This window comes from Gemmatimonadaceae bacterium (genome assembly GCA_036273715.1).
Classification (GTDB): Bacteria; Gemmatimonadota; Gemmatimonadetes; order Gemmatimonadales; family Gemmatimonadaceae; genus JADGGM01.
Genome location: DASUHB010000037.1, coordinates 70,168 through 93,341, shown reverse-complemented (window position 1 = coordinate 93,341; position 23,174 = coordinate 70,168). Strand labels below are relative to the sequence as shown.

Here is a 23,174-nt window from a genome sequence, read left to right as displayed (position 1 = left end):
ATGAGAAGAGGTTCGCCTGCGCCACGTCTCTCGTAGTTGGCAGCGATGTCGCTGCCGCACACCGCGCTGTCTTCCCATCCTTCTTGTCGGAGTGTCAACCATGCGTTCGTGTACCATTGCGGTGGCCCGTGCGACGATTGCCGGGGTTGCAGTGATTGCGCTCGGTGCGTGCGGGGGAAGTAGCGGTACGACAGGTCCGAAAACCGGTGTGCCGCCGGCAGCTGTACAGCAAGAGTTGGCCACCACGCTCGCGACCTCGATCGCGGCGCAGATCCAGGCCATGACGTCGACGGGCGCATCGCCCTTCCTCGGCTTGTTCGACCGGGCGCCCGCGATGAATAGCTTGTCGACGAAGGCCCGCTCGCGGCTGCATGCGCTGGCGTTCACGAACTGTCCCGAATTCGCGCCGACCCCGATTGTCGACACCGACGGGGACGGCGTCCCGGACAGCGTGAGCGAGACGTACACCACCGCCAACTGCACGGACAACTCGGACGGCACGCTGTCGCTGAGCGGGACGTTCGTGATCAAGGATCCGGACCCGAGCACGCCGTCGCTCGACTACCACGCCGGCATCGACAACTTCCTGCTGCACGATGCGGTGACGAGCGGCACCGAGCAGGTGGACATCACGTTAGGCATCGGCGGCACGCTCGACATCGCCGAGACGATCGGATCGATCACCGAGGACGGCAACTACTACATCTCGGTGAACGAAACGAAGCCGCAGCAGGTGAAGGACAGCGTGGCCGCGAATCTCACGGCGACGTACACCTTCCCGGCGGAGGCGCTGCTCGTCGAGGGTCAGCAGCTGCCCGGCGGCACGTTCTCGGCCAACGGCACGGAGTCGTTCACGTTCGACGGGACGACTTACGCGTTCACGCTCGCGACGGCGACGCCGCTCACGGTCGACCCGAACTGCGCGACGAGCGTGACGGCCGGCGAGCTGACGCTCACCTTCGGCAGCAGCGGTTCGGTGCACATCACGTGGACGGGCTGCGGCGTGTACTCGATCGCGCATTCGTAAGCGCCGGGCCCCCGCATCATTACGTTAGGCGCCGGCGGCGACTCCCGTGAGAGTCGTCGCCGGCGCTCTTGCATACGCCTGCTCGGCGGCCGCGGGCGACGCGAACGGTGCGTTAGGCAGCTGGCGGCCGGGGACGGCGAGCGGAACGGCGCCGCCGGCGAACGGATCCGGCGTCAGCACCAACCGGTCGCCCACCAGGTGGGCCGCGCCGCCGCGCTCGTCGTGCTGCACCTCGGTCCATCCGTTGCAAAAGGCGAGCGATAGAATGTCTCCCGTTCGCAGCCAGCGATAATCGGAGAGCAGCGCGTCCAGCGTGGCCGGCCCCGCCGCCCGCAGGTGGTGTGCGCGCAGCGATTCCATCTCGGCGAAAAACGCCGACCACGCGGGCTCCTGGCGATACCGCCGATAGACGTGGAGCGCGTGCTGCGCCACCAGCGCCGCGGCATACGGTCGGGACGCGAGCAGCCCAACGCCACGCGGCCAGATGCCTTGCCGCACCGGGATCGGCGCCGTGATGAAGTCGAGCAGCGCACCGGTCGCGTGATCCACGATTGGTGCACGGTCCACCTCGATCCAGCCGTCGTCGTGGTGCTCGACTGCGTGCAGGATGTCCTGCCGGCGCGGCGATTGTGCGAGCTCCTCGTCCGTCCAGCGGTCCATGATGCGACGGGCGAGCGCCGCGTGGTCCGGCTGCGTGATCAAGATCCGCGTCGAGCCTGCTTCGCGAACGATCATCGCGCCGGCACCGAATAGCGTCGGAACGACAGCCCGCGCGCACACGTTCCACTGGTACACGCATGCTGAGCATCGCGACCTGTGTCATCAACTATTGACCACATTGCCGTAACCTACATCGGTGGCCCGACGGTGCGCCTCGAGGTCGCCGGCATCCGCGTTCTCACCGATCCGACGTTCGATGCGGGCAACACCGTCTACGAGAGGGCGACGAGCACACTCACCAAGCTTCGCGGTCCGGCGTTAGATCCCGCGTCCGTCGGGCCCATCGATGCGGTGCTGCTGAGCCACGATCACCACTTCGACAATCTCGACCGTCGGGACGCACGTTGCTCGCATCGCGAACCGTGTTCACGAGCCCGTTAGGCGCGAGCCGCATCGGCGGCGCGGCGGTGGGGCTCGAGCCCTGGCAGACGCGCGGAGCTCGCGTCGCCCGAGGGCGGCGTGCTGCGCGTCACCGGAGCGCCGGCGCGGCCATCACCATGACGGCGGCCGATGGCGTGGAGTTCGCACGCGCTTGTCCTCTGGCGACGATCGTTCCAGTGCACGTCGAGGATTGGGCACACTTCACGGAAAACCGCGAAATCATTCAACATGCGTTCGATTCGAGCGGCCTCGCCCAACGCCTGCGTTGGCCGGTGCGTGGCAGCACGATCACCGTAGCGATGCACGACCAAACGGCGCAGCCCCGATAGCAGTATTTCATGTAGCGACCCTCGCCTCTGCGCGGCTGCCAGGGCGCCGCACCGGCCCTTCGTGGCCGGAGTCTCGATCGGTCGCGCGCTCTCACCACTGGAGGACTCCCGTGTCAGGCACGCTCGCGTTTGGTCGCTCGGTTCTCCGAAGCATTCATCGTGCTGCACTTGGTACGCTCTGCCTCGCGTTCGCGGCGTCGATCGATGCCGGTGCTCCGGCTGCGCAAGGCGCTCCGCAACAGGGAGGGCAGGGACGCGCGGCCATGCGTCAGTCGTTCGGGCCGCGCATGCGGATGCGCGGCCGGTTCATGATGCTGGGGATGAAGTCCGATCCGGCTGCCCGCCTGCTGGACGAGCAGTCGCTGCTCCAGTTGAGCGGCGCGCAGGTGACACAGCTGATCGCTCTGCACGAATCGACACGCAAGCAATCGCGCGCGGTGATGGACCAGATGCGTGCGATGTTTCCGCATCCGCAGGGTCAGGCGCAGGGACAGCCGCCGGCGCAGCGTCCGCAGCTCACGCAGGAGCAGCGAGACAACCTGGCGACGCTGACGGATTCACTGCGCACCATCTGGTGGCGGGCGACGAGCGCGGCCGATTCGGTACTGACCGCCGATCAACGGCAGATGGCGGTGCGCCTCGCCATGGCGCGGCGCTCCAGCATGCGCGGCGGCCGGGGGTTTGGCGGCGGGATCATGCGGCGGATGGGACCGGGCGGCCGTGGCGGCCCCGACGGCGCCATGCGGATGCGCCGCCCGCCCAACGACAGCGGCCCGGCGTCGAACTGAGCCGGCGAGCCTTTTCGTTAGGCGTCGAGGGCGCGAAAGACGGCGCACGTATCGTGGCCGCCGAAGCCGAACGCGTTGTTGAGGGCCACGCGCACCGGCCGCCGCACGGCGGCGCCTAACGCAAGCGAGATGTCGCACGCGGGGTCGCGTTGCTCGACGTTGATCGTCGGCGGCACGACCCCGTGCACGATCGCCAGCACGCTCCAGATGGCCTCGACGGCGCCCGCGGCGCCCAGCAAGTGGCCGGTCATGCTCTTGGTCGAGGTCGCGACCAGCGCGTCGGCGTGCGCGCCGAACAACCGGCGCACCGCGGCCGACTCCGCCTCGTCGCCTAACGGAGTCGACGTCGCGTGCATGTTGATCGTGTCCACCGCCTCCGCCGGAATCCCGCTCTCGTCGAGCGCCCGGCGCATGGCCAGACGGACGCCGGTGCCCTCGGGGTCGGGCGCGGTCATGTGATACGCGTCGGCCGCCGCACCCACCGCGCACAACTCGGCGTAGATGCGCGCGCCGCGCCGCCGGGCGTGCTCGAGCGATTCGACCACCAGCACGCCGGCCCCTTCGCCCAACACGAACCCGTCGCGCGTGGCGTCGAACGGACGGCTCGCCGTCTGCGGACTGTCGTTGCGGGTGGACAGCGCGCGCATCGCGTCGAAGCCGCCGATGCCTAACGCGCACACCGCCGCCTCGCTGCCGCCGGCGAGCACCACGTCGGCGTGGCCGAGTTGGATCGCGGCCAGCGCGTCGGCAAGGGCGTGGTTGCCCGTCGCGCACGCCGATGACACGGCATGTCCCGGCCCCCGAAACCCGTAGCGCATCGCGATGAGCCCTGACGCCATGTTCGGAATCATCATCGGGATGAAAAACGGTGACAGACGCCGAGGACCGCTCTTGGCGAAGATCAACGCCTGCGCCTCGAAGGTCTCGATCCCGCCCACGCCGGTACCCAGGAAGACGCCGACGCGATCGCGCTCCGGGGACGGCATGTCGCCCGGCGACAGACCCGCGTCCTTCACCGCTTCATCGGCCGCAACCAGCGCAAACTGCGAGTACCGGTCCGTTCGGCCGGCGAGCTTCCGGTCGAGGTGCGCAGCCGGGTCGAATCCCTTTACCTCGCACGCGAAGCGCGTGGCCAGCGCCGACGCGTCGAACCGAGTGATCGGCGCGGCGCCGCTCACGCCGCGAAGCAAGGCGTCCCAGGATTCTCGAACGGTGTTTCCGACCGGCGTGATCGCGCCCATACCGGTCACAACCGCACGGCGAACGCCGGCATCGCTTTGGGAAGGTGTCGGCGCTCGCTCGCTCATGGGGCGGGTGTGCAGTGTTGGGGGACGACGTGTCCGACGCGCTGCGGACCGCCAGAAATCGTTCCTTGCGACTCGCCACAAACGCTTCGAGCCCAAGGGATTCGGTGAACGATGTGCGCATGGTATTGCAGATGCAACGCCCGGCGCGCTCCCGATCGCGACTCTGGTTTCCGGTTGGAACTGCAATTGGAATTCGAGTGCGCCGAGCCGCGACGGCTTGTCACAAGTCTGGCGTCTGTCGCCGGTGGTTGGCATCATTTAGCGGGACGTGCCATCAATTCGACGCAGCTCGGGCGTGACCCGATCCTCCCACTCCACCGATTATGGAGCGTTTGGCATGATCAAGAAGTCTGCGAACAGCGGCGTGCTTCTTCTCGTCGGCACCACGAAGGGTGCGTTCGTCTTTCGCTCGACCGGCGCTCGTACAAAGTGGACCGTGTCGGGTCCCTACCTCCGCGGCGAACCGGTATACGCCATGGCGTTCGACGGGCGCGCCGGCCGCCAGCGCATCTGGGCGGGCACGGGCAATCCCTTTTTCGGTTCGTCGCTCAGGTCGAGCGACGACCTCGGCAAAACGTGGAGTGAGAAGGCAGAGCACGCGATCAAGTTTCCGGCCGAGTCGGGGCTCGCGCTCAAGCAGATCTGGCAGATTCGCCCGGGTCCGGCGCACCGTCCCGACGTGATGTATTGCGGCGTCGAACCGTCGGCGCTATTCGAGTCGCAGGACGCCGGAAAGACCTGGACGGCCAACGCCGGACTCCTCGGCCACGAGCACCGGCCAAAATGGACGCCCGGCGGCGGCGGGCAGTGCCTGCACACCATCGTTCCGTTAGGCGACGGCCGCATCGGCATCGCCATGTCGACGGGCGGCTTCTACCGCTCGGACGACGGCGGCAAGAGCTGGCGGGCGCGCAACGTCGGCGTCCGCGCCGAATTCCTGCCCGACAAATATCCGGAATTCGGCCAATGCGTGCACAAGGTGGTGTCGCATCCGTCGCGCCCCGAGCGGATGTTCCTGCAGAACCATTGGGGTCTGTATCGAAGCGATGACTGGGGCGAGACGTGGCACGACATTGCGAACGGTGTCCCATCGGACTTCGGATTCGCGATGGCAATTCATCCGCACGATCCCGACACGGCCTACATCGTGCCGCTGGAATCCGATCAGTTCCGGTGCGTGCCCGAGGCCAAGCTGCGCGTCTACCGGACGCGGGATGCGGGAAAGTCGTGGAAGGCGCTGTCGCGCGGCCTGCCGCAGGAGGGCGCGTTCGAGAGCGTGCTGCGGGACGGTCTCGACACGGATGCGAGCGATCCGGCCGGCGTGTACTTCGGCACGCGCAGCGGCAAGGTGTTCGCTTCACGCGACGAGGGAGCGACGTGGGAGATGGTGGCCAGGTCACTGCCGTCGGTGGTGTGCGTGAAAGCGGCCGTCATGTCGCCGGCGACGTCGCATGCAACGCGGAAAATGGCGACGGCGCGGCGGAAGAAAGCGTCGGCGCACCGCCCGGTGCGGAGGGCTCGCTAGTGCCGCTGGTGGTCGCGATTCCCGGTCCGCTGCAGCCCTACGCCGGCGGCCGTGCCGTGGTGGAGCTGCGCGAGCGGTGCGACACGGTCGGCGACGCGCTGGAAGCGTTAGGCGAGCAGTATCCTGGCGTGCGCGACCGGGTCCTCACGGAGCAGGGCGACGTGCGGCAGCACCTGAACGTGTTCGTCGATGAAGACAACGTGCGCTTTGCGCTGGGATTGGCGACGCCGGTCTCGCCGGAAAGTCGGGTGACGATTCTGCCCGCGGTGAGCGGCGGCTGATGGCACGAATGGGAGGACGCACATGAGTCAGGGTGAGCGGAAGATTCGGGCGCAGGTGACGGTGGCGGGCATCGTCCTGCTGATCGCGGCCGCGATCTGGATTTTCGCACTCGCACACCCCATGCGTTAATGGTCGCGGCAGTGGCCGCGGCGGAGCGATCCGGACATGGCCAAGACACAGAAGAAGAAGCGGTCGCCGGCGCGCACCGGCCGGCGCTCGACGGCAAAGCGTGCGCGATCCAGCACTCGGCCCTCGCGCACCCGGAGCGCCGCCGAGCCGACCGACGTCGCTTTCCGCGAGGAACTGGTGTCGGTGCTGCGGGGCGGCCACGCACACGCAGCGTACGAGGATGTGGTGGCGAACATGCCCGCCGCCCTGCGAGGGCAGCGTCCTAACGGAGCGCCGTACTCGCCGTGGATGATCCTGGAGCACATCCGCATCGCCTTCTGGGACATACTCGAGTTCAGCCGCAATCCGTCGCACGTGTCGCCGGACTTTCCGAGCGAGTACTGGCCGGCGGACCCAAATCCGCCGAACGCGAACGCGTGGAACGACAGCATCGCGCGCCACCGCGCGGACCGCGAGGCGTTCGAGCGGCTGGTGCGCGATCCGGCGAGCGACCTCTACACGCCGTTCGCCCACGGTTCGGGGCAGACCCTGGTGCGCGAAGTCCTGGTGGCGGCGACGCATACGTCGTATCACCTCGGGGAGTTGGTGGTGCTGCGCCGGCTGCTCGGCGCCTGGCCGGGCTGACGCGGGCCCACCACACGGTGTGACGCAGTTCGAGGCGCCTAACTTCATGCGTTAGGGTTTTGTTGGGCGAAAGGTGACGGGACGGCCTCTTGCGTCGTCCCGGCTGCGGTTGCAAGTTGTTGCGACGCGCCGCGACGATGCGGCGCGCCCCGCCCGCATGGAGCGTGCATCGTGATAGTCGTCGGAACCGCGCCGGCTCCCCGCCTGCGCCGCCCAACGTTGCCTAACGCTTGGGTCCGGAAGGGTTGGCTGGTCTCGCTCGCCCTGCTGCCGTTCGCGTCCCCCGCCGCCGCGCAACACGCGCTCAGCGACATCACGCATCGCGATTCCCTCGCCAACGGCATGCGCGTGATCGTCGTCGAGAATCACGCCGTGCCGTTGGCGACGGTCGACCTCGTGGTCAAGACCGGCGCCATGTCGCAGGACACCACCGACGAGGGCGTGCCGCACCTGTTCGAGCACATGTTGTTCAGCGGCTATCGCGGCATCCAGCAACAGAGCTTTCAGCAGGACATCGGGCCGCTGCACGCCGCGTACAACGGCGAGACGCAGGAAGAGCTCGTGTCGTACTATCTCACGCTCCCCTCGCAGAACGTCGATCACGGGATGGACATCCTCGCCCGCCTGGTGCGCGAGCCGCATTTCGAGCAGGACAATCTGAACAGAGAGCGGATGGTCGTGCTCGACGAATTGGGCCGCGACATGTCCGACCCGCGCACGCATCTCGACCAGGCCGTCTCCCGCGCGCTGTGGGGCGCCGGGTGGCCGCAGAAGGACGCGCTCGGATCGGCGCTGCCGCTGTTCGCCGCCACGCCTCAGCGGCTCGATCAGATTTTCCACACCTACTACGTGCCTAACAACTCGGCGCTGGTGGTGACCGGCGACGTGTCCGCACCCAAGGTGCTCTCCTGGGCCCAGTCGCACTTCGGCGGGTGGAAGCGGCGTGCGGATCCGTACGTGGCGCATCCCGTGCCCAGGGTGCCGGCGCTTGCCAAGTCGAGCGCGACCGTCGTCGCCGCCGACGTCCCGGATGTCACGATCCTCGTCGAATGGCAGGGGCCGAGCGCGACGTCGCAACAAGGCGACACGTACGCGGCCGATGTGCTGTCGCAGCTCGTGAGCGACGAGGAGTCGGAGTTCCAGAAGCGGTTGGTCGAGTCCGGTCTGTTTCAGAGCGCGGGGCTGGGTTACAACACGCAAGCGCACGTCGGGGCCATCGAGTTTTCGGGCACGACGACGGTGGATCATCTCGCGGCTGCGCTCACGGTGCTGCAGACCGAGCTGATGTTGATGGGTAATGCGTCGTACTTCGATCAGGATGCGCTGTCGATCGCGGCGAAGCGGCGCCGGGTGGCGCAGTCGTTCGAGCTCGAGCGCGGGCCGAGTCTGGCCTACGAGTACGCGGATTGGTGGGCCACGAGCGGACTCGATTATTACATGACCTACGGGGACAGCCTGTCGACGCGGACGCCGGCGGATCTGCAGCAGTTCGCCCAACGATACATCGTCGGGCATCCGTTCGCGATCGGCGTGCTCGTGCGGCCGCAGGACGCGGACAAGGTGAACGTGATGCTGCAGGAATACCTTCAGATGGCGGAGAGCGCTCCATGACGCGCGCCCACTGGTTGGCCCGGAGCGGCGCGGCCTGCGTCGCCGCGCTCGCGTGCTATTCGTTAGGCGGGTGCGCCAGCGCGCGGCCCGAGCAGAAGCTGCAAGTGGCGACGGCGACCGGCCGGCTCGTGCCGCTGGACAGCGTGACCGTCGCCTACACTGTCGGCGGCCTGCAGGTCATCCAGCGCGCCAACTACGCGAACGATGTGGTGGCGGTCCACCTGTATCTGCTGGGCGGACGGCGCCAGCTCACCGAAGGGACGCAGGGGATCGAGGCGCTACTGCTGCGCACGTCGAAATACGGCACGGCCAAGTATCCCGGTGATGCGACGCGCAAGGCCTGGGCGCGCACGGGCAGCGACTTCGACATCGATGCCTCCGACGATTGGACGGAAGTCGGCTTTCGCGCGGTGACGGCGGATTTCGACTCGAGCTGGAGCGTGTTCGCGGAGCGCGTCATGCACCCGACGCTCGCGCCGGCATCGGTTGCGCTGGTGCGGGATCAGATGCGATCGGCGGTGCACCAGCGGCTCATCAGTCCCGACGGGTATCTGCGGCTGCTCTCGGACAGCGTGACCTTCCACGGCCGCGCCTACGGCTACGAGCCGTACGGCACGGAGCAATCGTTAGGCGCGCTCGACTCGGCGGCGCTGGCGACGTACGAGCGGATGCAGGTGGTGACGTCGCGCATGCTGCTCGTGGTGGTCGGCAACGTGAGCCGCGAGGCGGTGGAGCGGGCCGCGGGCGCCACGCTGGCGACGCTGCCCCGAGGCGACTACGTGTGGTCGCTGCCGCAGGACTCCGCGGCGCCGCCGGTGCCGGTGGTGATGCGCGAGCGCCCGGTGGCAACGAACTACGTGCTCGGCGTGTTCGAGGGGCCGCCGGCATCGGCCAAGGATTACGCGGCCTTCCGCGTGGCGACGGCGCTGTTGTCGTCCCGCGTCGGCGACATGGTGCGCGACCAGCGCCGGCTCAGCTACGCCGCCTACGCGCCGTTCACCGATCGCGGCATCTCGGCCGGCGGCGTATACTTCTCGACGGCGTCGCCGGCGCACGTGCTGCCGTTAGTCAAGGACCAGATCAAGTGGGTGGAGCACGTGCCGACCGACTCCATCGACATGCCGTACTTCACGGCCGGCTTCATCTTCGACTATCTCGCGTCCAACAGCACGGACGATGCGCAGGCGGATTTCCTCGCGCGCGCCCAATTGTATCAGGGCGACTATCGCAAGGCATCGGACGCGATGGAAGAGCTGCGCAACGTGACCACCGGCGACGTGCGCAGCGCCGGCAAGCGCTATTTCTCGCGTATCCAGTTCGTCTACGTGGGCGACACGACGCGCGTGTCGCGCAAGGACTTCTCGACGTTCTAACGGACGGCAACGCCGTCGCCGACCTCCACCTGCCTGACGTCGGTCACGCCGGGCAGGGCGCGGAGGTCGTCCAGCACCGCCGGGACGAGCGGCGCATCGACGTTGAGCACTGCCAGCGCTTCGCCGCCGGCGCCCAGGCGCGACTGGTGATACTCGCCGATGTTGATGCCGGCCGCGCCTAACAACGTGCCCACGCGGCCGATGACGCCCGGCACATCGCGGTTGCGCAGCACGATCAGCGTGCCGCGCGGCTCGACGTCCAGACGATAGTCGCCGATCCGCACGAGCCGCGGGCGCCGTCCCACCAGCGTGCCCGCGGCCAGCGTGACGGCGTCGCCGGCGCGCACGCGGACCTCCACGCGGTCGCCGCCGTCGGCGTGCTGTTCGCGTTGCGCCTGCGTGACCGTGATGCCGCGTCCCTTCGCCAGCCAGGCGGCGTTCACGAAATTGACGCGCGCCGCGCCTAACGTGGACCGCAGCACGCCGACGAGCACGCACGGCACCAGGGGCCGCAGCAGCCGCGGTGCGCTGCCGGCGAGGGTGACTTCCACCTCCTGCACCGGACCGTCGGCGAGCGCGGCCGCGACCACGCCTAACGTCGCGCCCAGCGCGAGCAGCGGGCCGGCCCGGCGCATGTCGTCGCCGCCGACCGCCGGTGCGTTGACCGCCCGCGAGAGGTCGCCGTCGGCGAGCGCGGCGCGCACCGCATCCGCAATCTCGAGCGCCACGTTGCGCTGCGCCTCCGCCGTGGATGCGCCGAGGTGCGGTGTGAGCAGGACGTTGTCGAGCAGGCGCAGCGGATGGTCGGCCGGCAGCGGTTCCTGCTCGTAGACGTCGAGCGCCGCGCCGGCCAGCCGGCGCTCGCGGAGCGCATCGATCAACGCGTGCTCATCGAGGATGCCCCCGCGCGCGCAGTTCACGACCACGGCGCCGCGCTTGGCGCGCGCGAGCATCGCCGCGTCGAGCAGTCCGTGTGTCGCGTCGGTGAGGGGCACGTGCACGGTGATCGCGTCCGCGCGCTCCACGACCTGCTCGAGCGGCGCCAACTCGATCTCGAGCTCCGCGGCGCGGTCGGCCGCGAGATAGGGATCGAAGGCGACGACGCGCATGCCGAACGCGCGCGCCCGGCGCGCGACCTCGCTGCCGATGCGGCCCGCGCCGACCAGGCCTAACGTCTTGCCGTAGAGCTCGGTGCCGGTGAACGTCTTCCGGTCCCAGGCGCCCGACTTCATCGACCGGTCGGCGGCGGCGACGCGCCGCACCAGCGCCAGCAGCAGCGCAAACGTGAGCTCGGCGGCCGAAATGGTGTTGCCCGATGGCGCCGTGAGGACGGCAATCCCGCGCTCCGTGGCGGCGTCGACGTCGATGGTGTCGACGCCGACGCCCGCACGGCCGATGACGCTCAAGCGCCCGGCGCGGGCGAGGGAGTCGCGGGTGATTTTCGTGGCGCTGCGGACGAGCACGGCATCCACGTCTTCCATGGCGCCGGCGAGGCGGTCGCCGGACAGGCCGGGCGCATCGACGACCTCGAACCGCGTGTCCTCGGTGAGCGGGCCTAACGCAGAGCGGTCGATCGCGTCGGCGACGAGCACCCGCCACTGCGCGCTCACGCGAGCACCTCGGCGAGTTGGGCGAGGAGGGCATCGAGCTCGGCGACGGTGTGGTCGCCCATGTGGCCGATGCGGATCGTCGCATCCTTGAGCTCGCCGTAGCCCGCGCCGATGGTCCAGCCGCGGGCCGCCATCGCCGTGGCGACCGCCGGCCCCGTGGTGCCCGGCGGCAGCGTGAGGCAGGTGACGGTGGGCGACCGGAATCCCGGCGGCGCGAGCACGCCTACCGGGATGCCGTGCTGCGTCATGTCGTCCGCCCATTGCCAGCAGCGCGCGGCCATCGCCGCGTGCCGCGCCCAGCGCGCCTCGATGCCCTCGGCCGCGATGTGCCGCAGCTGCACCTCCAGCGCATAGAACAGCGACAGCGCCGGCGTGTTGGGCGTCTGGTGCTTGGCGAGGTACTTCTCGAACTCGACCAGGTCGAAGTAGATGCCGCGGCCCCGCGCCTCGCGGGCGCGGGCCAGCACCGCGTCGTTGGCGACGCCTAACGCAAGACCGGGCGGCAGCGCCAGGGCTTTCTGCGAGCCGGTGAGCACCATGTCGAGCGCCCAACCGTCGGTCTCCACCGGGGCGCCCGCGATGCCCGTGACGCTGTCGACCAGCACCACGACGTCGCCGGCCTCGTGCACGACGCGGGCGATCTCGGCAATCGGATTGAGCACGCCGGTCGCCGTTTCGGAGTGCACGACGCTGACCGCGTCGTACGACCCGCCGCGGAGCGCCGCGGCCACGCGGTCCGGGTCATGCGCCTCGCCTAACGGGACCCGCAGCGCGTCGGCCTCGAGGCCGCAGGCGAGCGCGATCTGATAGAAGCGCTCGCTGAAGGCCCCGTTCACCAGCGACAGCACCCGGCGCCGCGCGCCGTTGCGCACCGCGGCTTCCATGAGCCCGGTGGCCGACGACGTCGCGATGACCACCGGGCGCGACGTTCGGAATACGTCGCGCAGCGCCGGCTGCATCTCGGCGATCAACTGCTCCATCGGCTTGCCGCGATGGCCGATCATCGGGCGCAGCTGCGCCTCCAGAACCTCGGCGCGCACTTCCGTCGGGCCGGGCAGGAAGAAGCGTCCGAATCGCGGACGCGTGACGACGATGCGTTCTTCACGGTCGAGTGTGGCGTGCGTCATGGTGTGCTCTCCTCGAGCGTCTGACCGGCCAGGAGTGCGGCGCCGCGGTCGAACACGGCGCGCGCCAGTGGGGAACGCGGGGGCACGCCGCCTAACGCCAGCGGAACCACCGGCGCGAGCGACGGTCCGTCGATGACGAGGTCGGCCCGGTCGACCACGTCGCTTCGCCTAACGACGCCCGCGAAGGCGATGAACGCATCCACCGCCGGACGGGCCTCGAGATCGGTCGCGCCATCGCCCACCAACATCGACGGACGCGGTGCCGGCGGGTCCCACCCGACAATGACCGCCCGTTTGCCGCCCGAGCGCGCGAGCGGCGATGCCTCATCGAAGCCGCAGTACGATCCGTCATCGCCGAAGCGAAGATCCACCGCCGCGACACGGTCGTCCGGTACGCCCAACGCACGCGCGACGGCGAGCACGGCAGGACGAAGGCCCCCGGAGAGGATGCGGACCTCGATGCCCTCGGCGTGCAGCGCGCGCACTACCTCACGCGCGTCCGGCACGAGCGTCGCGACGTACCGGTCCGCCAGCGCCTCGAGGTCGCGGCGCGCCGGCTGCGCCAGCGCCAGGCGATGTGCGTATACCTGCTCGAGCGCGATCTGTCCCTGCATGGCGGACGCCGTAAGGCGCGCGATCTCCTGGTGATGCGCGGCGCCCAGCACCTGGATGCCTTCGATGGCGCAGAGCGTGGAGTCGCAGTCGAAGATCACGCAGCGAAAACGCACGTCTCCCGTTCGGGTGGCGAGTCGAAATGGTCGCGCAGAAAGGTTCTTCCGTTAATCTTCCTCGTGGCGCCGATCGACACCAGTCTCGCGGCGACGCCGAACCACATTGTGACGAGGGGCTTACCGGACCGGCCGTCCGTCATTAGCGTTCCGCGGTTCCTCTCCTCCAGGCGCGATACGCGGACCGGTTCGGGCCGGTGACGAAATCGCGCGACCCGAAGTTATTCCGGCATGACCGCATCCGACTCTGCCATCGTGCGTCGCGTGTTGGACGGTGACACCGAGGCTTTTGCGATCCTCGTGTCCCGTCACCACGCGGCGTGCTTGCGATTGGCTACGCACGTGCTCGGCTCGCGCGAGGATGCGGAAGATGCGACACAGGAGACGTTCCTGCGCGCGTATCGGCATCTCGGCCGATATCAGGAGCGAGAGCGGTTCACCGGGTGGCTGTTTCGCATTCTCGTGAACCAATGCCGCACCACGTTGGCGCGGCGGCGGCGCGGCGAAGCGCAGCTCGCGGATGCAGGCATCGAGCTGGGATCGTGGGATGAGGACGCGGCGGAGTGGGCGGAGCGCGACGCGATGCTGCGCACGGCGCTGGCGCGGCTGCATCCGGTGCAACGTGAAGCGGTGCTCCTGCGCTTCAGCGCCGATTTGTCGTACGAGGAAATGGCGGCGGCGACCGGCGTCGGTGTGTCGGCGCTCAAGATGCGCGTGAAGCGCGCGTGCGCGCGGATGCGGGCGCTGCTCGGGGAGTCGATCCATGCCTAACGACCGCGACGAGCTGCCGCGCTGGATGCAGTCGGCGCTGCGCGAGCCGATCGCCGCACGGCCCGACCACGTGGAGCGCATCATGGCGCTGGTGCGCGGCGCGGCCCAGGCCAACGCGCGGCGTGCGCGCATCACGCGGGCCGCGCGGCTGCGGACGCTCGGCCTGGCGCTCGCGGCGAGCGCGGCCGGCGTGGCGATTCTCGCGAGCTCCGCGCGGACGATGTGGCAGTCGTCGCTGCCCGAGCCGCTGGAGGCGAGCGCGACGTACATTGGCGATTCCATCGATCCGGCGCTGCACGACACGTTCGATCTGGTGCGGTTCGCGCTGCGGGCGCGCGGCGCGTCGCGGGTGGTGCTGGCCGGCGACTTCAACGCGTGGAGCACCACGCGCACGCCGTTGTCGCGGAGCCCGGCGCCTAACGCAGAACGGTGGGCGGCCGTGGTGCCGCTGCGGCGCGACGACGTCCGATTCGCCTTCCTCGTCGACGGGACGCGGTGGGTCAGCGCGCCGCGCGCGGCCGACCGTCCGGAGGCGCCGCCCCCATCTGCCGCATCGTCGCACCGCGACTCCACCTGACGATCTCGCGCCGCTCCATTCTCTCGCCATCCTCGATGCCCATCCGAACCGCCGCGACAAGCGACTACAAGCCGTCGTATCTCGCCGCGACCATTGCGGCAGCCCTCACGTTCGTGCTGTACCTGGTAACGCTCGCGCCGTCCACCGCGATGTGGGACACGAGCGAATACATCGCCTCGGCCAAGGTGCTCGGCCTCCCGCATCCGCCGGGCAATCCCGTCTTCGTTCTGTTAGGCCACTTCTTCGGGCTGCTGCCGATTCCGGTGACCTATGCGCAGCGGATCAACGTCATGGCCGCGCTGGCCAGCGCCGCCGCGGCCGGATTCTGGTTTCTGATCACCGAGCGCGTGTTGTGGCGCTGGGTGACGCAGCGCTGGCAGCGCATCACCGGCGCCGCCGTGGCGGTGTTGGTCGGCGCGACGGCGTTCACGGTCTGGAACCAGTCGGTGGTAAACGAGAAGGTGTACACCATCTCGCTCATCGGGCTGGCGGTCATTTCGTGGCTCATGGTGTGCTGGTGCGAGAATCCGGACGATCCGCGCGCCGACCGGTGGCTGTTGCTCGTGGCGTTTCTCCTCGGGCTCGGCTACGCGAATCACCCCGCCGGATTCCTGCCGCTGCCGGCGGTGGGCATTGCGGTGCTGGTGCGCCGTCCGCAGACGCTGCTGCGATGGCGGCTGGTGCTTCTCGCGATCGCCGTGCTTGTGTTAGGCTTGACGCCCTTCGCGTACGAGCCGATCCGCGCGGCGCATTTCCCGACGATCAACGAGGGCGAGCCGACCGGGTGCCTTACGCACTTCGAGTGGTCGTGCACGTTCAGCGGGCTCACCGTGCAGCGCCTGGAAGACAACATCAACCGCAAGCAGTATCAGAAGCCGTCGGTGCTCGACCGCCAGGCGCCGTTGTCGGCGCAGATCGGGATGTACTGGTTGTACTTCAAGTGGCAGTGGCTGCGCGATGCGTACGGTCAGCACGACCGCCTGCAGAACGGATTGGCGGCGCTGTTTCTGGTGTTAGGCCTGGCCGGCGCATGGGCGCACTGGAAGCACGACCCCGAATCGTTCTGGTACTTCGCCGTGTTCTCGTTCACGGTGTCGCTGGCGCTCGTGTACTACATGAATTTCAAGTACAGCTTCTCGCAGGCGCCGCAGCTCGGGAACACGGTGGCGCGCGAGCCGCGCGACCGTGACTACTTCTATCTCTGGAGCTTTTCGTCGTACAGCGTGTGGGTGGCGCTGGGCCTCATGTATCTCTGGGAATCGCTGGCGACGATGGTGGCCGGCGCCAAGGCGGCCGCCGCCGCGATTCTGCCCAGGCGCGCGTGGCTGGCGACGTGTCCCGTGCTGGCGATCGCGTTCATTCCGCTCGTCGGCAACTGGCGGGATGCGCCGCGCTCGGGCCAGATGTTCACGCGCGATTGGGCGGTGGACATGCTCAATTCCGTCGAGCCGTACGCGATCATCGTGACCAACGGAGACAACGACACGTTCCCGCTGTGGTATGCGCAGGAAGTCGAGGGCGTGCGCCAGGATGTGATCGTGGCCGTCGCAACGTACCTGGGCACCGATTGGTTCGTTCGGCAGATCATTCGGCGTCCCATACGTCCGTACGATGCCGCCACCGGACCGGCGCGCTTTCGGGGCAAGTCGTGGCCCGTGCCGTCGGGCCCGCCGCTGCACATGACGTTCGCGCAGGCGGATTCGATTCCGCCGGTGCTGACCCTGCGCGAACCGCAGATCTTCAAGGCCGGCGACATCACGGCGCGCATTCCGGCCGGATACCTGACGCGAGACCAGCTCGTGGTGCTGCGGATGATCCGCGACACCTATCCCGAGCGGCCCATCTATTTTTCGTCGAGCGAGTACGGCGATGCGTTAGGCCTGGAGCCGTACATGCTCACGCAGGGGCTCGTGACCAAGCTCGTGCCGGCGCCGATCACGGCGACGGCGGACACCTTCCGGATTTCCGGCGGCTACTTCGACGAGAAGACGACCGAGGCGCTCTGGGACAGCGTGTACCTCGCGCCCAAGGCGCTGATCACGCAGGACGGTTGGGTGGATCGGTCGTCGGTCGGCATTGCGTACCACTACGCGATCATCGGGTCGATCATCTTCCAGGCAATGCAGGAGCATGGCGACTCCACCGCGGCGAAAACGGTCGCCGCCACGGTCGATGCCATGGCGCGGTCGGCGCGGCTGATGCGCGATGCCGGGCAGGGTTCGTCGGATCAATAGTTGGGCAGCGTCGGATCGATTTCCGCGCGCCAGCGGAGGATGCCGCCGTTGAGGCTCCAGACCTTGTCGAAACCGGCCTCCTGCAACATGCGGGCGGCCTGTGCGCTGCGCGTGCCGCCTTTGCAGTAGAGGACGGTGGTCCGGCCGCGGTCGAACGCGTCGAGCGACGATCCCACCGCGCCTAACGGAATGTGCCGCGCCCCGGGCAGATGGCCGAGCGCCCATTCGCCGGGTTCGCGGACATCGACGAGATCGATCGCGTCGCCGCGCGTGCGCCACGCCACGAGCTCCGCGGGCGTCACCTCCGGCACGCCCGGCCCGCTGTGCACGGCGCGCAGGCCGCAGAAATCCTCGTAATCGATCAGCTCGCGCAGCGTGCGCGTGCCGCACGCCGGGCATTCCGGATCGCGCTGCAGCTTGAGCGTGCGGAACTGCATGCGCAGCGCGTCGACGAGCAGGAGGCGCCCCGCCAGCGTGACGCCCGTGCCTAACAGAATCTTGAGCGTCTCGGTTGCCTGGATCGTCCCGATGAGCCCGGGCAATACCCCCAGCACGCCGCCCTCGGCGCAGCTCGGCACCAGGCCCGGCGGAGGCGGTTCGCGGAACAGGCATCGATAGCACGGGCCATCGGGCGTGGCGAACACGCTCGCCTGGCCCTCGAAGCGAAAGATGCTGCCGTACACGTTTGGCCGGCCGGTGAGCACGCACGCGTCGTTCACCAGGTAGCGGGTCGGGAAGTTGTCGGTGCCGTCGACCACGACATCGTATTCGCGCACGATCTCGAGCGCATTCTCCGACGAGAGGCGCATCTCGTACGTCTCGATGTCGGTGTGTGGATTGATGTCGAGCAAACGGTCGCGCGCCGAATCGAGCTTGGGGCGCCCGACGTCGCGGGTGCCGTGCAGCACCTGGCGCTGCAGGTTGGTGACGTCGACGACGTCGAAGTCGACGATCCCCAGGTGCCCAACGCCGGCGGCGGCGAGATACAAGCCTAACGGAGAGCCGAGGCCGCCCGCGCCGACGAGGAGGACGCGGCCGGCCTTGAGCCGCCGCTGGCCCTCGAGCCCCACCTCGGGCAACAGCAGATGGCGGCTGTAGCGCTGCAGCTCTTCGGTCGAGAGCTCCGGCAGCTGGCCGAGTCGCTGGGCGTGATCCACGGGCGCGGTTCCTGTCGCGGTCATCGCATCACCCGCCGGCGACGGTCGGGACGACAATCACTTCGTCGCCGTCGGCCACGGGCGCGGCGAATCCACCGCGAAAGCGAATGTCTTCGTCGTTCAGGTAGAACGTCACGAATCCGTAGGGCTTGCCGGCGTCATCGCGCAGCCGGGGCCCAAGGGCGGGGAAGCGTGCGATGACGTCGGTGAGCGCATCGCCCACCGTGTCGCCGCTCGCCTCGAGCGCCTGTGAGTCGCCGGCGAGACGGGCGAGCATGGTGGGCAGGTGGACGGTGATGCTCATGAGGAAATCTCCACGGTGGATGAACGTCCGGGCAATGGTGGTGCGTTCCGGTCGATGGCGTCCGACGACGCGCCGAGTGCGCATGGTTCGGAGACGAACGGCGTGGCGGCGACTCCGCGCGCCGACCAGGCGGCGGCCATAGCGGCCGCCACCTGGTCGGCGCGCTCCAGCGGGGCAATTGCCACCACCGATGAGCCCGATCCGCTGAGCGTCGCGCCGAACGCGCCCGCGGCGCGTCCGGCGGCGACGACCTCGTCGTACCACGGCACCAGCGCCCGGCGAAATGGGACGTGCAGCGGTCCCTCGAGGCCGGCCGTTAGGAGCGCCCCGTCGGCGCGCGCGAGTCCGACCACGAGCGCCGCGGCGGCGGCGGCCGCGGCCCGCGCCACGGCGTGCGGGAGGCTGTCCGGCAGCGCGGCACGCGCGCGCTGCGTGTCCACGGTGAAGTCGGGAATCGCGAACGCGAAGCGCAGGGACGCGTGGACGTCGAGCGTGGCCGTCGTGGGCTCGGCGCCGGCGGGCGACACCGCGAGCACCGCGCCGCCCAGCACCGCGGGCGCCACGTTGTCGGGATGCCCCTCGCGCTCCGCGCCTAACGCAATGATGCGGCGCGCGTCCACCACATCGTCGAGCAATGCCGCCGCCGCCATCGCGCCGGCCACCAGCGCCGCCGCCGATGAGCCGAGGCCGCGGCCCACGGGAATGTCGGAGTCGGCCGAAAAGGCCAGGCGCGATGGCAGCTCGCGCCCCGCGCGCGCACACGCGGCGCGGAAGCCGGCGACGATGAGATCATCCTCGGGCCCAATGTCGAGCGCGGCCAGCGTGCCCGACCGCCGGATGGTGATCGGTGGACCGTCGCTCGCGAAGCCGACCGACACGTGCAGCCGGCGGTGAACCGCCACGCCGATGCAGTCGAATCCGGCGCCGAGGTTCGACGCCGTGGCGGGTACCGACACCGAGACGGTCACGACGCGCTCTGGGTTTCCGCTCGAGCCGCGAGCGCGGCGACGTCGCGCAGACGCGGTTCGATCACCGGCGCCGACGCGGCGACGTCGCCTAACGCTTCCAGCGTCTTGAGGCCGTGTCCGGTGATGCAGAGCACGAGCTCGTCGTCGGGCTCGAGCCGGCCGGCGCGGGCGAGCGCCAGCGCGCCGGCCACCGTGGTGCCGCCGGCCGTCTCGGCGAAGATGCCGCAGTCCTCGGCCAGCGTGTGAATGCCGGCCACCAGCTCTTCGTCGCTCACATGCTCCGCCCAACCGCCGGTGTCGCGAATGATGCGCGCCGCCGAGCGACCGTCCGGCGGATTGCCGATGGCGATCGACCGTGCGATCGTCCGCGGAATTTCGGGCACCAGCTCGTCGTTGCCGCGCTCGACCAGGCGCGCGATCGGCGCGCACCCCGATGCCTGCGCGCCGAAAATGCGCGGCAGCGCGCCCTGCACGAGACCGGCATCGAGGAATTCGCCGAAGCCTTTGCGCAGCTTGGTGACGAGCGAGCCGCCGGCCATCGGTGCGATCACCGCGGACGGCAAGCGCCAGCCGAGCTGCTCCGCGATCTCGAAGGCCATGGTCTTGGACCCTTCGCCGTAGTAGGCGCGGAGGTTCACGTTCACGATGCCCCAGCCGAATCGATCGGCGGCCTGGGCGCAGAGGCGGTTCACATCGTCGTACGTGCCCCGCACGCGCACGAGGCGCGGCGCGAAGATCGCGGTGGCGGCCACTTTGCCTAACTCGAGATCGTGCGGAATGAAGATCCATGCCTCGAGTCCCGCGCGGGCTGCGTGCGCGGCGACGGCGTTGGCGAGGTTGCCGGTGGATGCGCACCCGATCGTCCGGATGCCGAACGCGGCCGCCGCGTTGATGGCCGTCGTGACCACGCGGTCCTTGAACGACAGGGAGGGGTGCGAGACCGTGTCGTTCTTGACCCACGCGCGGGCGATGCCTAACCGGCGGGCGAGGCGCGGCGCCTCGACGAGCGGCGTGCAGCCCGTGTCCGGCGAGTACAGCGGCTCGCCGGTGATCGGCAGCCATTCGCGGTAGCGCCAGAGCGACGCGCCGCGCGCTGCGATGGTCGCGCGGTCCGGCAACGCGCGCGCCGGATCGTACACGGGTTCCAGCGGACCGAGACATTGGTCGCAGATGGCCACCGGCGCCGCGTCGTGCGCCGCGCCGCAATTGCGGCAGACGAGCGGCACCACGCCCAACGACGAGCGAGCCGCGGTCGCGGCCGGTTGTGGACTCAGGGACAGCGTCATGGCAGGACTCGGGCAAAGGGAAGCTCGACGGGCGCCGGCGCCGGCGCCGGCGTACGCCGCGCGGCGCGGATCTCCGCTTCACAGTCGGGCGCGATGGCGTAGCAGTGTTCGTCGGCCGGAAAGCGTCCGGCGCGCACGTCGGATGCGTACTCGCGTGCCGCGCGCTCGAGATCTCGGCCAATATCGGCGTAGCGCTTGACGAAGCGGGGCCGGATCTCGCCCACGAAATTGCCGAAGATGTCGTGGGAGATGACTAACTGACCGTCGACGTGCGGTCCGGCGCCGATGCCGTACACGAGAATCCCGAGCCGGTCGGCGACGAGCGCCGCCGCCTCGGCCGGCATCGCCTCGAGCAGGACCGCGAACGCACCGGCATCCTCGAGCGCCGCGGCGTCGTCGGCGATGCGCTGCACGGCCTCGAGCGTCTTGCCCTGCACGCGGTAGCCGCCCAGTTGGGCGAGGCTCTGCGGCGTTAGGCCGAGGTGCCCCATCACGGCAATCCCGGCATCGGTCATCGCACGCACCCGGGACACGACGCGGCGGCCGCCTTCGCATTTCACGGCGTCGCATCCCGCGGCAACGAACGCGCCGGCGCTGCGGACGGCGGTCTCGTCGGACGGTTGATACGACAGGAACGGCAGGTCGCCCACGACGAACGCGCGCCGCGCGCCGCGGCACACGGCGCGCACGAACACCAGCATCTCGTCCATGCCCACGCCTAACGTGTTCGGCATGCCGAGCATCGTCATGGCGGCCGAGTCGCCCACGAGGATCATGTCCACGCCGGCGCGGTCGACGAACGTCGCCGTCGGGTAGTCGTATGCGGTGATGAACACCGCCTTCTCGCCGCGCGCTTTGAGCGCGGCGAGCGTCGCCAGGGTCACCTTGGTGTCGCCCATGGGAGCCTCAGGAGATCGAAGAGAGATCCGCGGCCCACGCGCGGATGCGGACCACGGCCGTCTCGATGCGTTCGGGCGCCGTCGCGTACGAAAGTCGGAGATGCCGGTCGCCGCCGGCGCCGAACCCCGTGCCGGCGAGCGCCGCCACGCCGTGCCGCTCGAGCAGCACAGCCGCGGCCTCGTCCACCGAAAGCCCCGAGCGCTCGAGCAAGGGCGAGACATCGGGGAACGCGTAGAACGCGGCGACGGGTTCGGTGACGCGCACCCCATCGATGCCGGCGAGGCCGCGCACGAGGGCGTCGCGGGTTCCGCGCAGACGTGCGACGAGATCCTCGACGCACTGCTGCGAGCCCGTGAGCGCCGCGATGCCCGCGTGCTGCACGAACGGCGGCGCGCACGACGTGTTGTTGATGATGAGCGTCGCGACGTGCTCGACCAACGGCGCCGGCATTACCGCGAAGCCTAACCGCCACCCGGTCATCGCGTACGTCTTGGAGAAGCTGTCCACGAGCACCGTGCGGCCGGCGAGGCCCGGCCGCGATGCGATACTCTCGTGCCGGCCCGAAAATACGAGTCGGCCGTACACTTCGTCGGACAGCACGACCAGATCGTGCTCGAGCACGAGCTCGGCGATGGCGTCGAGCGACGACGGCGAGATGAGCGCGCCCGTGGGGTTGTGCGGCGCATTGAGCACGAGGAGCCGCGTGCGCGGCCCGATGGCCGCGGCGAGCTCGGACACGTCGATGCCGTCGGGCCCGGGTTGCACGCGGTACGGTACCGGCCGCGCGCCGCCTAACCGCGCGACCGACTCGTAGATGGGGAAGCCCGGGTCCGGCACCAGCACCTCGTCTCCGGCGTCGACGAGTGCGAGCAGGGTGTACAGCATCAGCGGCTTGGCGCCCGACGTGACCACCACGTTCTCGGCCGCGCACGGCACGCCGCGCGCGCCAACCGCGTCGGCGATCGCGCCGCGCAGCTCCGGGATGCCCACGGGCGCAACGTATCCGGTGAGCCCGTCGCGCAGCGCGCGGATCCCCGCTTCGACGATGTGCGGCGGCGTCGGAATGCCGGGCTCGCCGATGTGCAGCAGCGCGACGTCGCGGCCGGATGCCTGGACGCGGCGCGCGGCGGCCGCCACCGCGAACGCGGTTTCGGTGCCGAGGGCGCGCACGCGCTCGGTGGCCGATACGCCGGCACTCCGCTCAGCGTGATGCAGATCCGCAATCCTGGTTGCACTCATGGCGGTCCTCGCGACCCATGCGTTAGGCAACAAAAAAGCCGCTCGACTGAGCGGCCCGGAGACGACGTGTTCGCAGTGTGGGACTACGCGATACGCGAACGACTCCCGGGACGCTCGAAAGCGCCGGCCATGGGGTTGGTCCGCATCGTGGCGGTCTCGGCGCATCCTGCCCCGAGC

The 23,174-nt window shown here is 69.4% G+C and carries 22 protein-coding genes; 11 read left to right on the top strand and 11 right to left on the bottom strand.

The features are described from left to right. The first annotated feature begins 100 nt into the window (after nt 1–100). Nucleotides 101–1,027, top strand: coding sequence for a hypothetical protein (locus VFW04_08840; protein ID HEX5179421.1), 927 nt, complete (start codon nt 101–103; stop codon nt 1,025–1,027). 24 nt (nt 1,028–1,051) lie between these two features. Here VFW04_08840 and VFW04_08835 read toward each other — a convergent pair whose 3' ends face one another. Then, nucleotides 1,052–1,762: a DUF3891 family protein gene (locus VFW04_08835; GenBank protein HEX5179420.1), complete on the bottom strand. Its 711-nt coding sequence runs from the start codon at nt 1,760–1,762 to the stop codon at nt 1,052–1,054. Between the two features lie 329 nt (nt 1,763–2,091). On the opposite strand from VFW04_08835, the gene VFW04_08830 reads away from it, so the two are divergent. Together VFW04_08830 and VFW04_08825 are read left to right on the top strand one after the other, a co-directional pair. Beyond that, nucleotides 2,092–2,457, top strand: a complete 366-nt coding sequence (locus tag VFW04_08830) for a hypothetical protein (protein HEX5179419.1) — start codon at nt 2,092–2,094, stop codon at nt 2,455–2,457. A 263-nt stretch (nt 2,458–2,720) separates the two neighbouring features. Beyond that, nucleotides 2,721–3,245, top strand: coding sequence for a hypothetical protein (locus VFW04_08825; GenBank protein ID HEX5179418.1), 525 nt, complete (start codon nt 2,721–2,723; stop codon nt 3,243–3,245). Between the two features lie 17 nt (nt 3,246–3,262). On the opposite strand, the gene fabF is transcribed toward VFW04_08825, so the two are convergent. Further along, a complete protein-coding gene (gene fabF / locus VFW04_08820) occupies nt 3,263–4,552 on the bottom strand; it encodes a beta-ketoacyl-ACP synthase II (protein HEX5179417.1) in 1,290 nt (429 codons plus the stop codon). Between the two features lie 337 nt (nt 4,553–4,889). Between fabF and VFW04_08815 the strand changes: the two genes are divergently transcribed. From VFW04_08815 to VFW04_08795, 5 genes are all read left to right on the top strand, one after another. Next, entirely contained in the window at nt 4,890–6,077 is a 1,188-nt protein-coding gene (locus VFW04_08815; GenBank protein ID HEX5179416.1) for a hypothetical protein, read from the top strand. Continuing rightward, nucleotides 6,077–6,358: a ubiquitin-like small modifier protein 1 gene (locus tag VFW04_08810; GenBank protein HEX5179415.1), complete on the top strand. Its 282-nt coding sequence runs from the start codon at nt 6,077–6,079 to the stop codon at nt 6,356–6,358. The genes VFW04_08815 and VFW04_08810 overlap by 1 nt, the downstream gene beginning before the upstream one ends. A gap of 166 nt (nt 6,359–6,524) precedes the next feature. After that, a complete protein-coding gene (locus VFW04_08805; GenBank protein HEX5179414.1) occupies nt 6,525–7,112 on the top strand; it encodes a DinB family protein in 588 nt (195 codons plus the stop codon). A 171-nt stretch (nt 7,113–7,283) separates the two neighbouring features. Continuing rightward, entirely contained in the window at nt 7,284–8,723 is a 1,440-nt protein-coding gene (locus VFW04_08800) for a pitrilysin family protein (GenBank protein HEX5179413.1), read from the top strand. After that, complete coding sequence (locus VFW04_08795) at nt 8,720–10,096, top strand: insulinase family protein (GenBank protein HEX5179412.1); 1,377 nt, start codon at nt 8,720–8,722, stop codon at nt 10,094–10,096. Before VFW04_08800 ends, VFW04_08795 begins: the two co-directional genes overlap by 4 nt. On the opposite strand, the gene serA is transcribed toward VFW04_08795, so the two are convergent. From serA to VFW04_08780, 3 genes are read right to left on the bottom strand one after another with little or no spacing between them, the layout of a single operon-like run. Then, entirely contained in the window at nt 10,093–11,706 is a 1,614-nt protein-coding gene (gene serA / locus VFW04_08790; protein ID HEX5179411.1) for a phosphoglycerate dehydrogenase, read from the bottom strand. The two genes, VFW04_08795 and serA, sit on opposite strands and share 4 nt — an antisense overlap. Further along, the gene (locus VFW04_08785) at nt 11,703–12,833 is read right to left on the bottom strand and encodes an alanine--glyoxylate aminotransferase family protein (GenBank protein HEX5179410.1); all 1,131 of its coding nucleotides are present in this window, start codon (nt 12,831–12,833) and stop codon (nt 11,703–11,705) included. The genes serA and VFW04_08785 overlap by 4 nt, the downstream gene beginning before the upstream one ends. Further along, nucleotides 12,830–13,561, bottom strand: a complete 732-nt coding sequence (locus VFW04_08780; protein HEX5179409.1) for an HAD-IB family phosphatase — start codon at nt 13,559–13,561, stop codon at nt 12,830–12,832. The genes VFW04_08785 and VFW04_08780 overlap by 4 nt, the downstream gene beginning before the upstream one ends. Nucleotides 13,562–13,792: 231 nt before the next feature. Here VFW04_08780 and VFW04_08775 point away from each other — a divergent pair, with 231 nt between their 5' ends. From VFW04_08775 to VFW04_08765, 3 genes are read left to right on the top strand one after another with little or no spacing between them, the layout of a single operon-like run. Then, nucleotides 13,793–14,332, top strand: coding sequence for a sigma-70 family RNA polymerase sigma factor (locus tag VFW04_08775; protein HEX5179408.1), 540 nt, complete (start codon nt 13,793–13,795; stop codon nt 14,330–14,332). Then, a complete protein-coding gene (locus tag VFW04_08770) occupies nt 14,325–14,909 on the top strand; it encodes a hypothetical protein (GenBank protein HEX5179407.1) in 585 nt (194 codons plus the stop codon). Before VFW04_08775 ends, VFW04_08770 begins: the two co-directional genes overlap by 8 nt. A 35-nt stretch (nt 14,910–14,944) precedes the next feature. Continuing rightward, nucleotides 14,945–17,143 (top strand): DUF2723 domain-containing protein, encoded by a 2,199-nt coding sequence (locus VFW04_08765; GenBank protein HEX5179406.1) that lies wholly within the window; start codon nt 14,945–14,947, stop codon nt 17,141–17,143. Here VFW04_08765 and moeB read toward each other — a convergent pair. From moeB to VFW04_08735, 6 genes are read right to left on the bottom strand one after another with little or no spacing between them, the layout of a single operon-like run. Then, nucleotides 17,137–18,324 (bottom strand): molybdopterin-synthase adenylyltransferase MoeB, encoded by a 1,188-nt coding sequence (gene moeB, locus VFW04_08760; GenBank protein HEX5179405.1) that lies wholly within the window; start codon nt 18,322–18,324, stop codon nt 17,137–17,139. The two genes, VFW04_08765 and moeB, sit on opposite strands and share 7 nt — an antisense overlap. 4 nt (nt 18,325–18,328) lie before the next feature. Beyond that, nucleotides 18,329–18,604, bottom strand: coding sequence for a MoaD/ThiS family protein (locus VFW04_08755; protein ID HEX5179404.1), 276 nt, complete (start codon nt 18,602–18,604; stop codon nt 18,329–18,331). Continuing rightward, entirely contained in the window at nt 18,601–19,572 is a 972-nt protein-coding gene (gene thrB, locus VFW04_08750) for a homoserine kinase (protein ID HEX5179403.1), read from the bottom strand. The genes VFW04_08755 and thrB overlap by 4 nt, the downstream gene beginning before the upstream one ends. Continuing rightward, nucleotides 19,569–20,858: a threonine synthase gene (gene thrC, locus VFW04_08745; GenBank protein ID HEX5179402.1), complete on the bottom strand. Its 1,290-nt coding sequence runs from the start codon at nt 20,856–20,858 to the stop codon at nt 19,569–19,571. Before thrC ends, thrB begins: the two co-directional genes overlap by 4 nt. Next, nucleotides 20,855–21,757, bottom strand: coding sequence for a 3-methyl-2-oxobutanoate hydroxymethyltransferase (panB, locus tag VFW04_08740; GenBank protein HEX5179401.1), 903 nt, complete (start codon nt 21,755–21,757; stop codon nt 20,855–20,857). The genes thrC and panB overlap by 4 nt, the downstream gene beginning before the upstream one ends. Before the next feature lie 7 nt (nt 21,758–21,764). Beyond that, entirely contained in the window at nt 21,765–22,997 is a 1,233-nt protein-coding gene (locus VFW04_08735) for a pyridoxal phosphate-dependent aminotransferase (GenBank protein HEX5179400.1), read from the bottom strand. Nucleotides 22,998–23,174: the final 177 nt, after the last annotated feature.

Excerpts from the sequence above, each read along its gene's own strand:
- VFW04_08840 (HEX5179421.1), top strand. The coding sequence starts at position 101 with ATGCGTTCGTGTACCATTGCGGTGGCCCGTGCGACGATTGCCGGGGTT.
- VFW04_08835 (HEX5179420.1), bottom strand. The coding sequence starts at position 1,762 with ATGATCGTTCGCGAAGCAGGCTCGACGCGGATCTTGATCACGCAGCCG.
- VFW04_08825 (HEX5179418.1), top strand. The coding sequence starts at position 2,721 with ATGCGTCAGTCGTTCGGGCCGCGCATGCGGATGCGCGGCCGGTTCATG.
- fabF (HEX5179417.1), bottom strand. The coding sequence starts at position 4,552 with ATGAGCGAGCGAGCGCCGACACCTTCCCAAAGCGATGCCGGCGTTCGC.
- VFW04_08815 (HEX5179416.1), top strand. The coding sequence starts at position 4,890 with ATGATCAAGAAGTCTGCGAACAGCGGCGTGCTTCTTCTCGTCGGCACC.
- VFW04_08805 (HEX5179414.1), top strand. The coding sequence starts at position 6,525 with ATGGCCAAGACACAGAAGAAGAAGCGGTCGCCGGCGCGCACCGGCCGG.
- VFW04_08795 (HEX5179412.1), top strand. The coding sequence starts at position 8,720 with ATGACGCGCGCCCACTGGTTGGCCCGGAGCGGCGCGGCCTGCGTCGCC.
- VFW04_08785 (HEX5179410.1), bottom strand. The coding sequence starts at position 12,833 with ATGACGCACGCCACACTCGACCGTGAAGAACGCATCGTCGTCACGCGT.
- VFW04_08775 (HEX5179408.1), top strand. The coding sequence starts at position 13,793 with ATGACCGCATCCGACTCTGCCATCGTGCGTCGCGTGTTGGACGGTGAC.
- VFW04_08770 (HEX5179407.1), top strand. The coding sequence starts at position 14,325 with ATGCCTAACGACCGCGACGAGCTGCCGCGCTGGATGCAGTCGGCGCTG.
- VFW04_08765 (HEX5179406.1), top strand. The coding sequence starts at position 14,945 with ATGCCCATCCGAACCGCCGCGACAAGCGACTACAAGCCGTCGTATCTC.
- moeB (HEX5179405.1), bottom strand. The coding sequence starts at position 18,324 with ATGACCGCGACAGGAACCGCGCCCGTGGATCACGCCCAGCGACTCGGC.
- VFW04_08755 (HEX5179404.1), bottom strand. The coding sequence starts at position 18,604 with ATGAGCATCACCGTCCACCTGCCCACCATGCTCGCCCGTCTCGCCGGC.
- thrC (HEX5179402.1), bottom strand. The coding sequence starts at position 20,858 with ATGACGCTGTCCCTGAGTCCACAACCGGCCGCGACCGCGGCTCGCTCG.
- panB (HEX5179401.1), bottom strand. The coding sequence starts at position 21,757 with ATGGGCGACACCAAGGTGACCCTGGCGACGCTCGCCGCGCTCAAAGCG.
- VFW04_08735 (HEX5179400.1), bottom strand. The coding sequence starts at position 22,997 with ATGAGTGCAACCAGGATTGCGGATCTGCATCACGCTGAGCGGAGTGCC.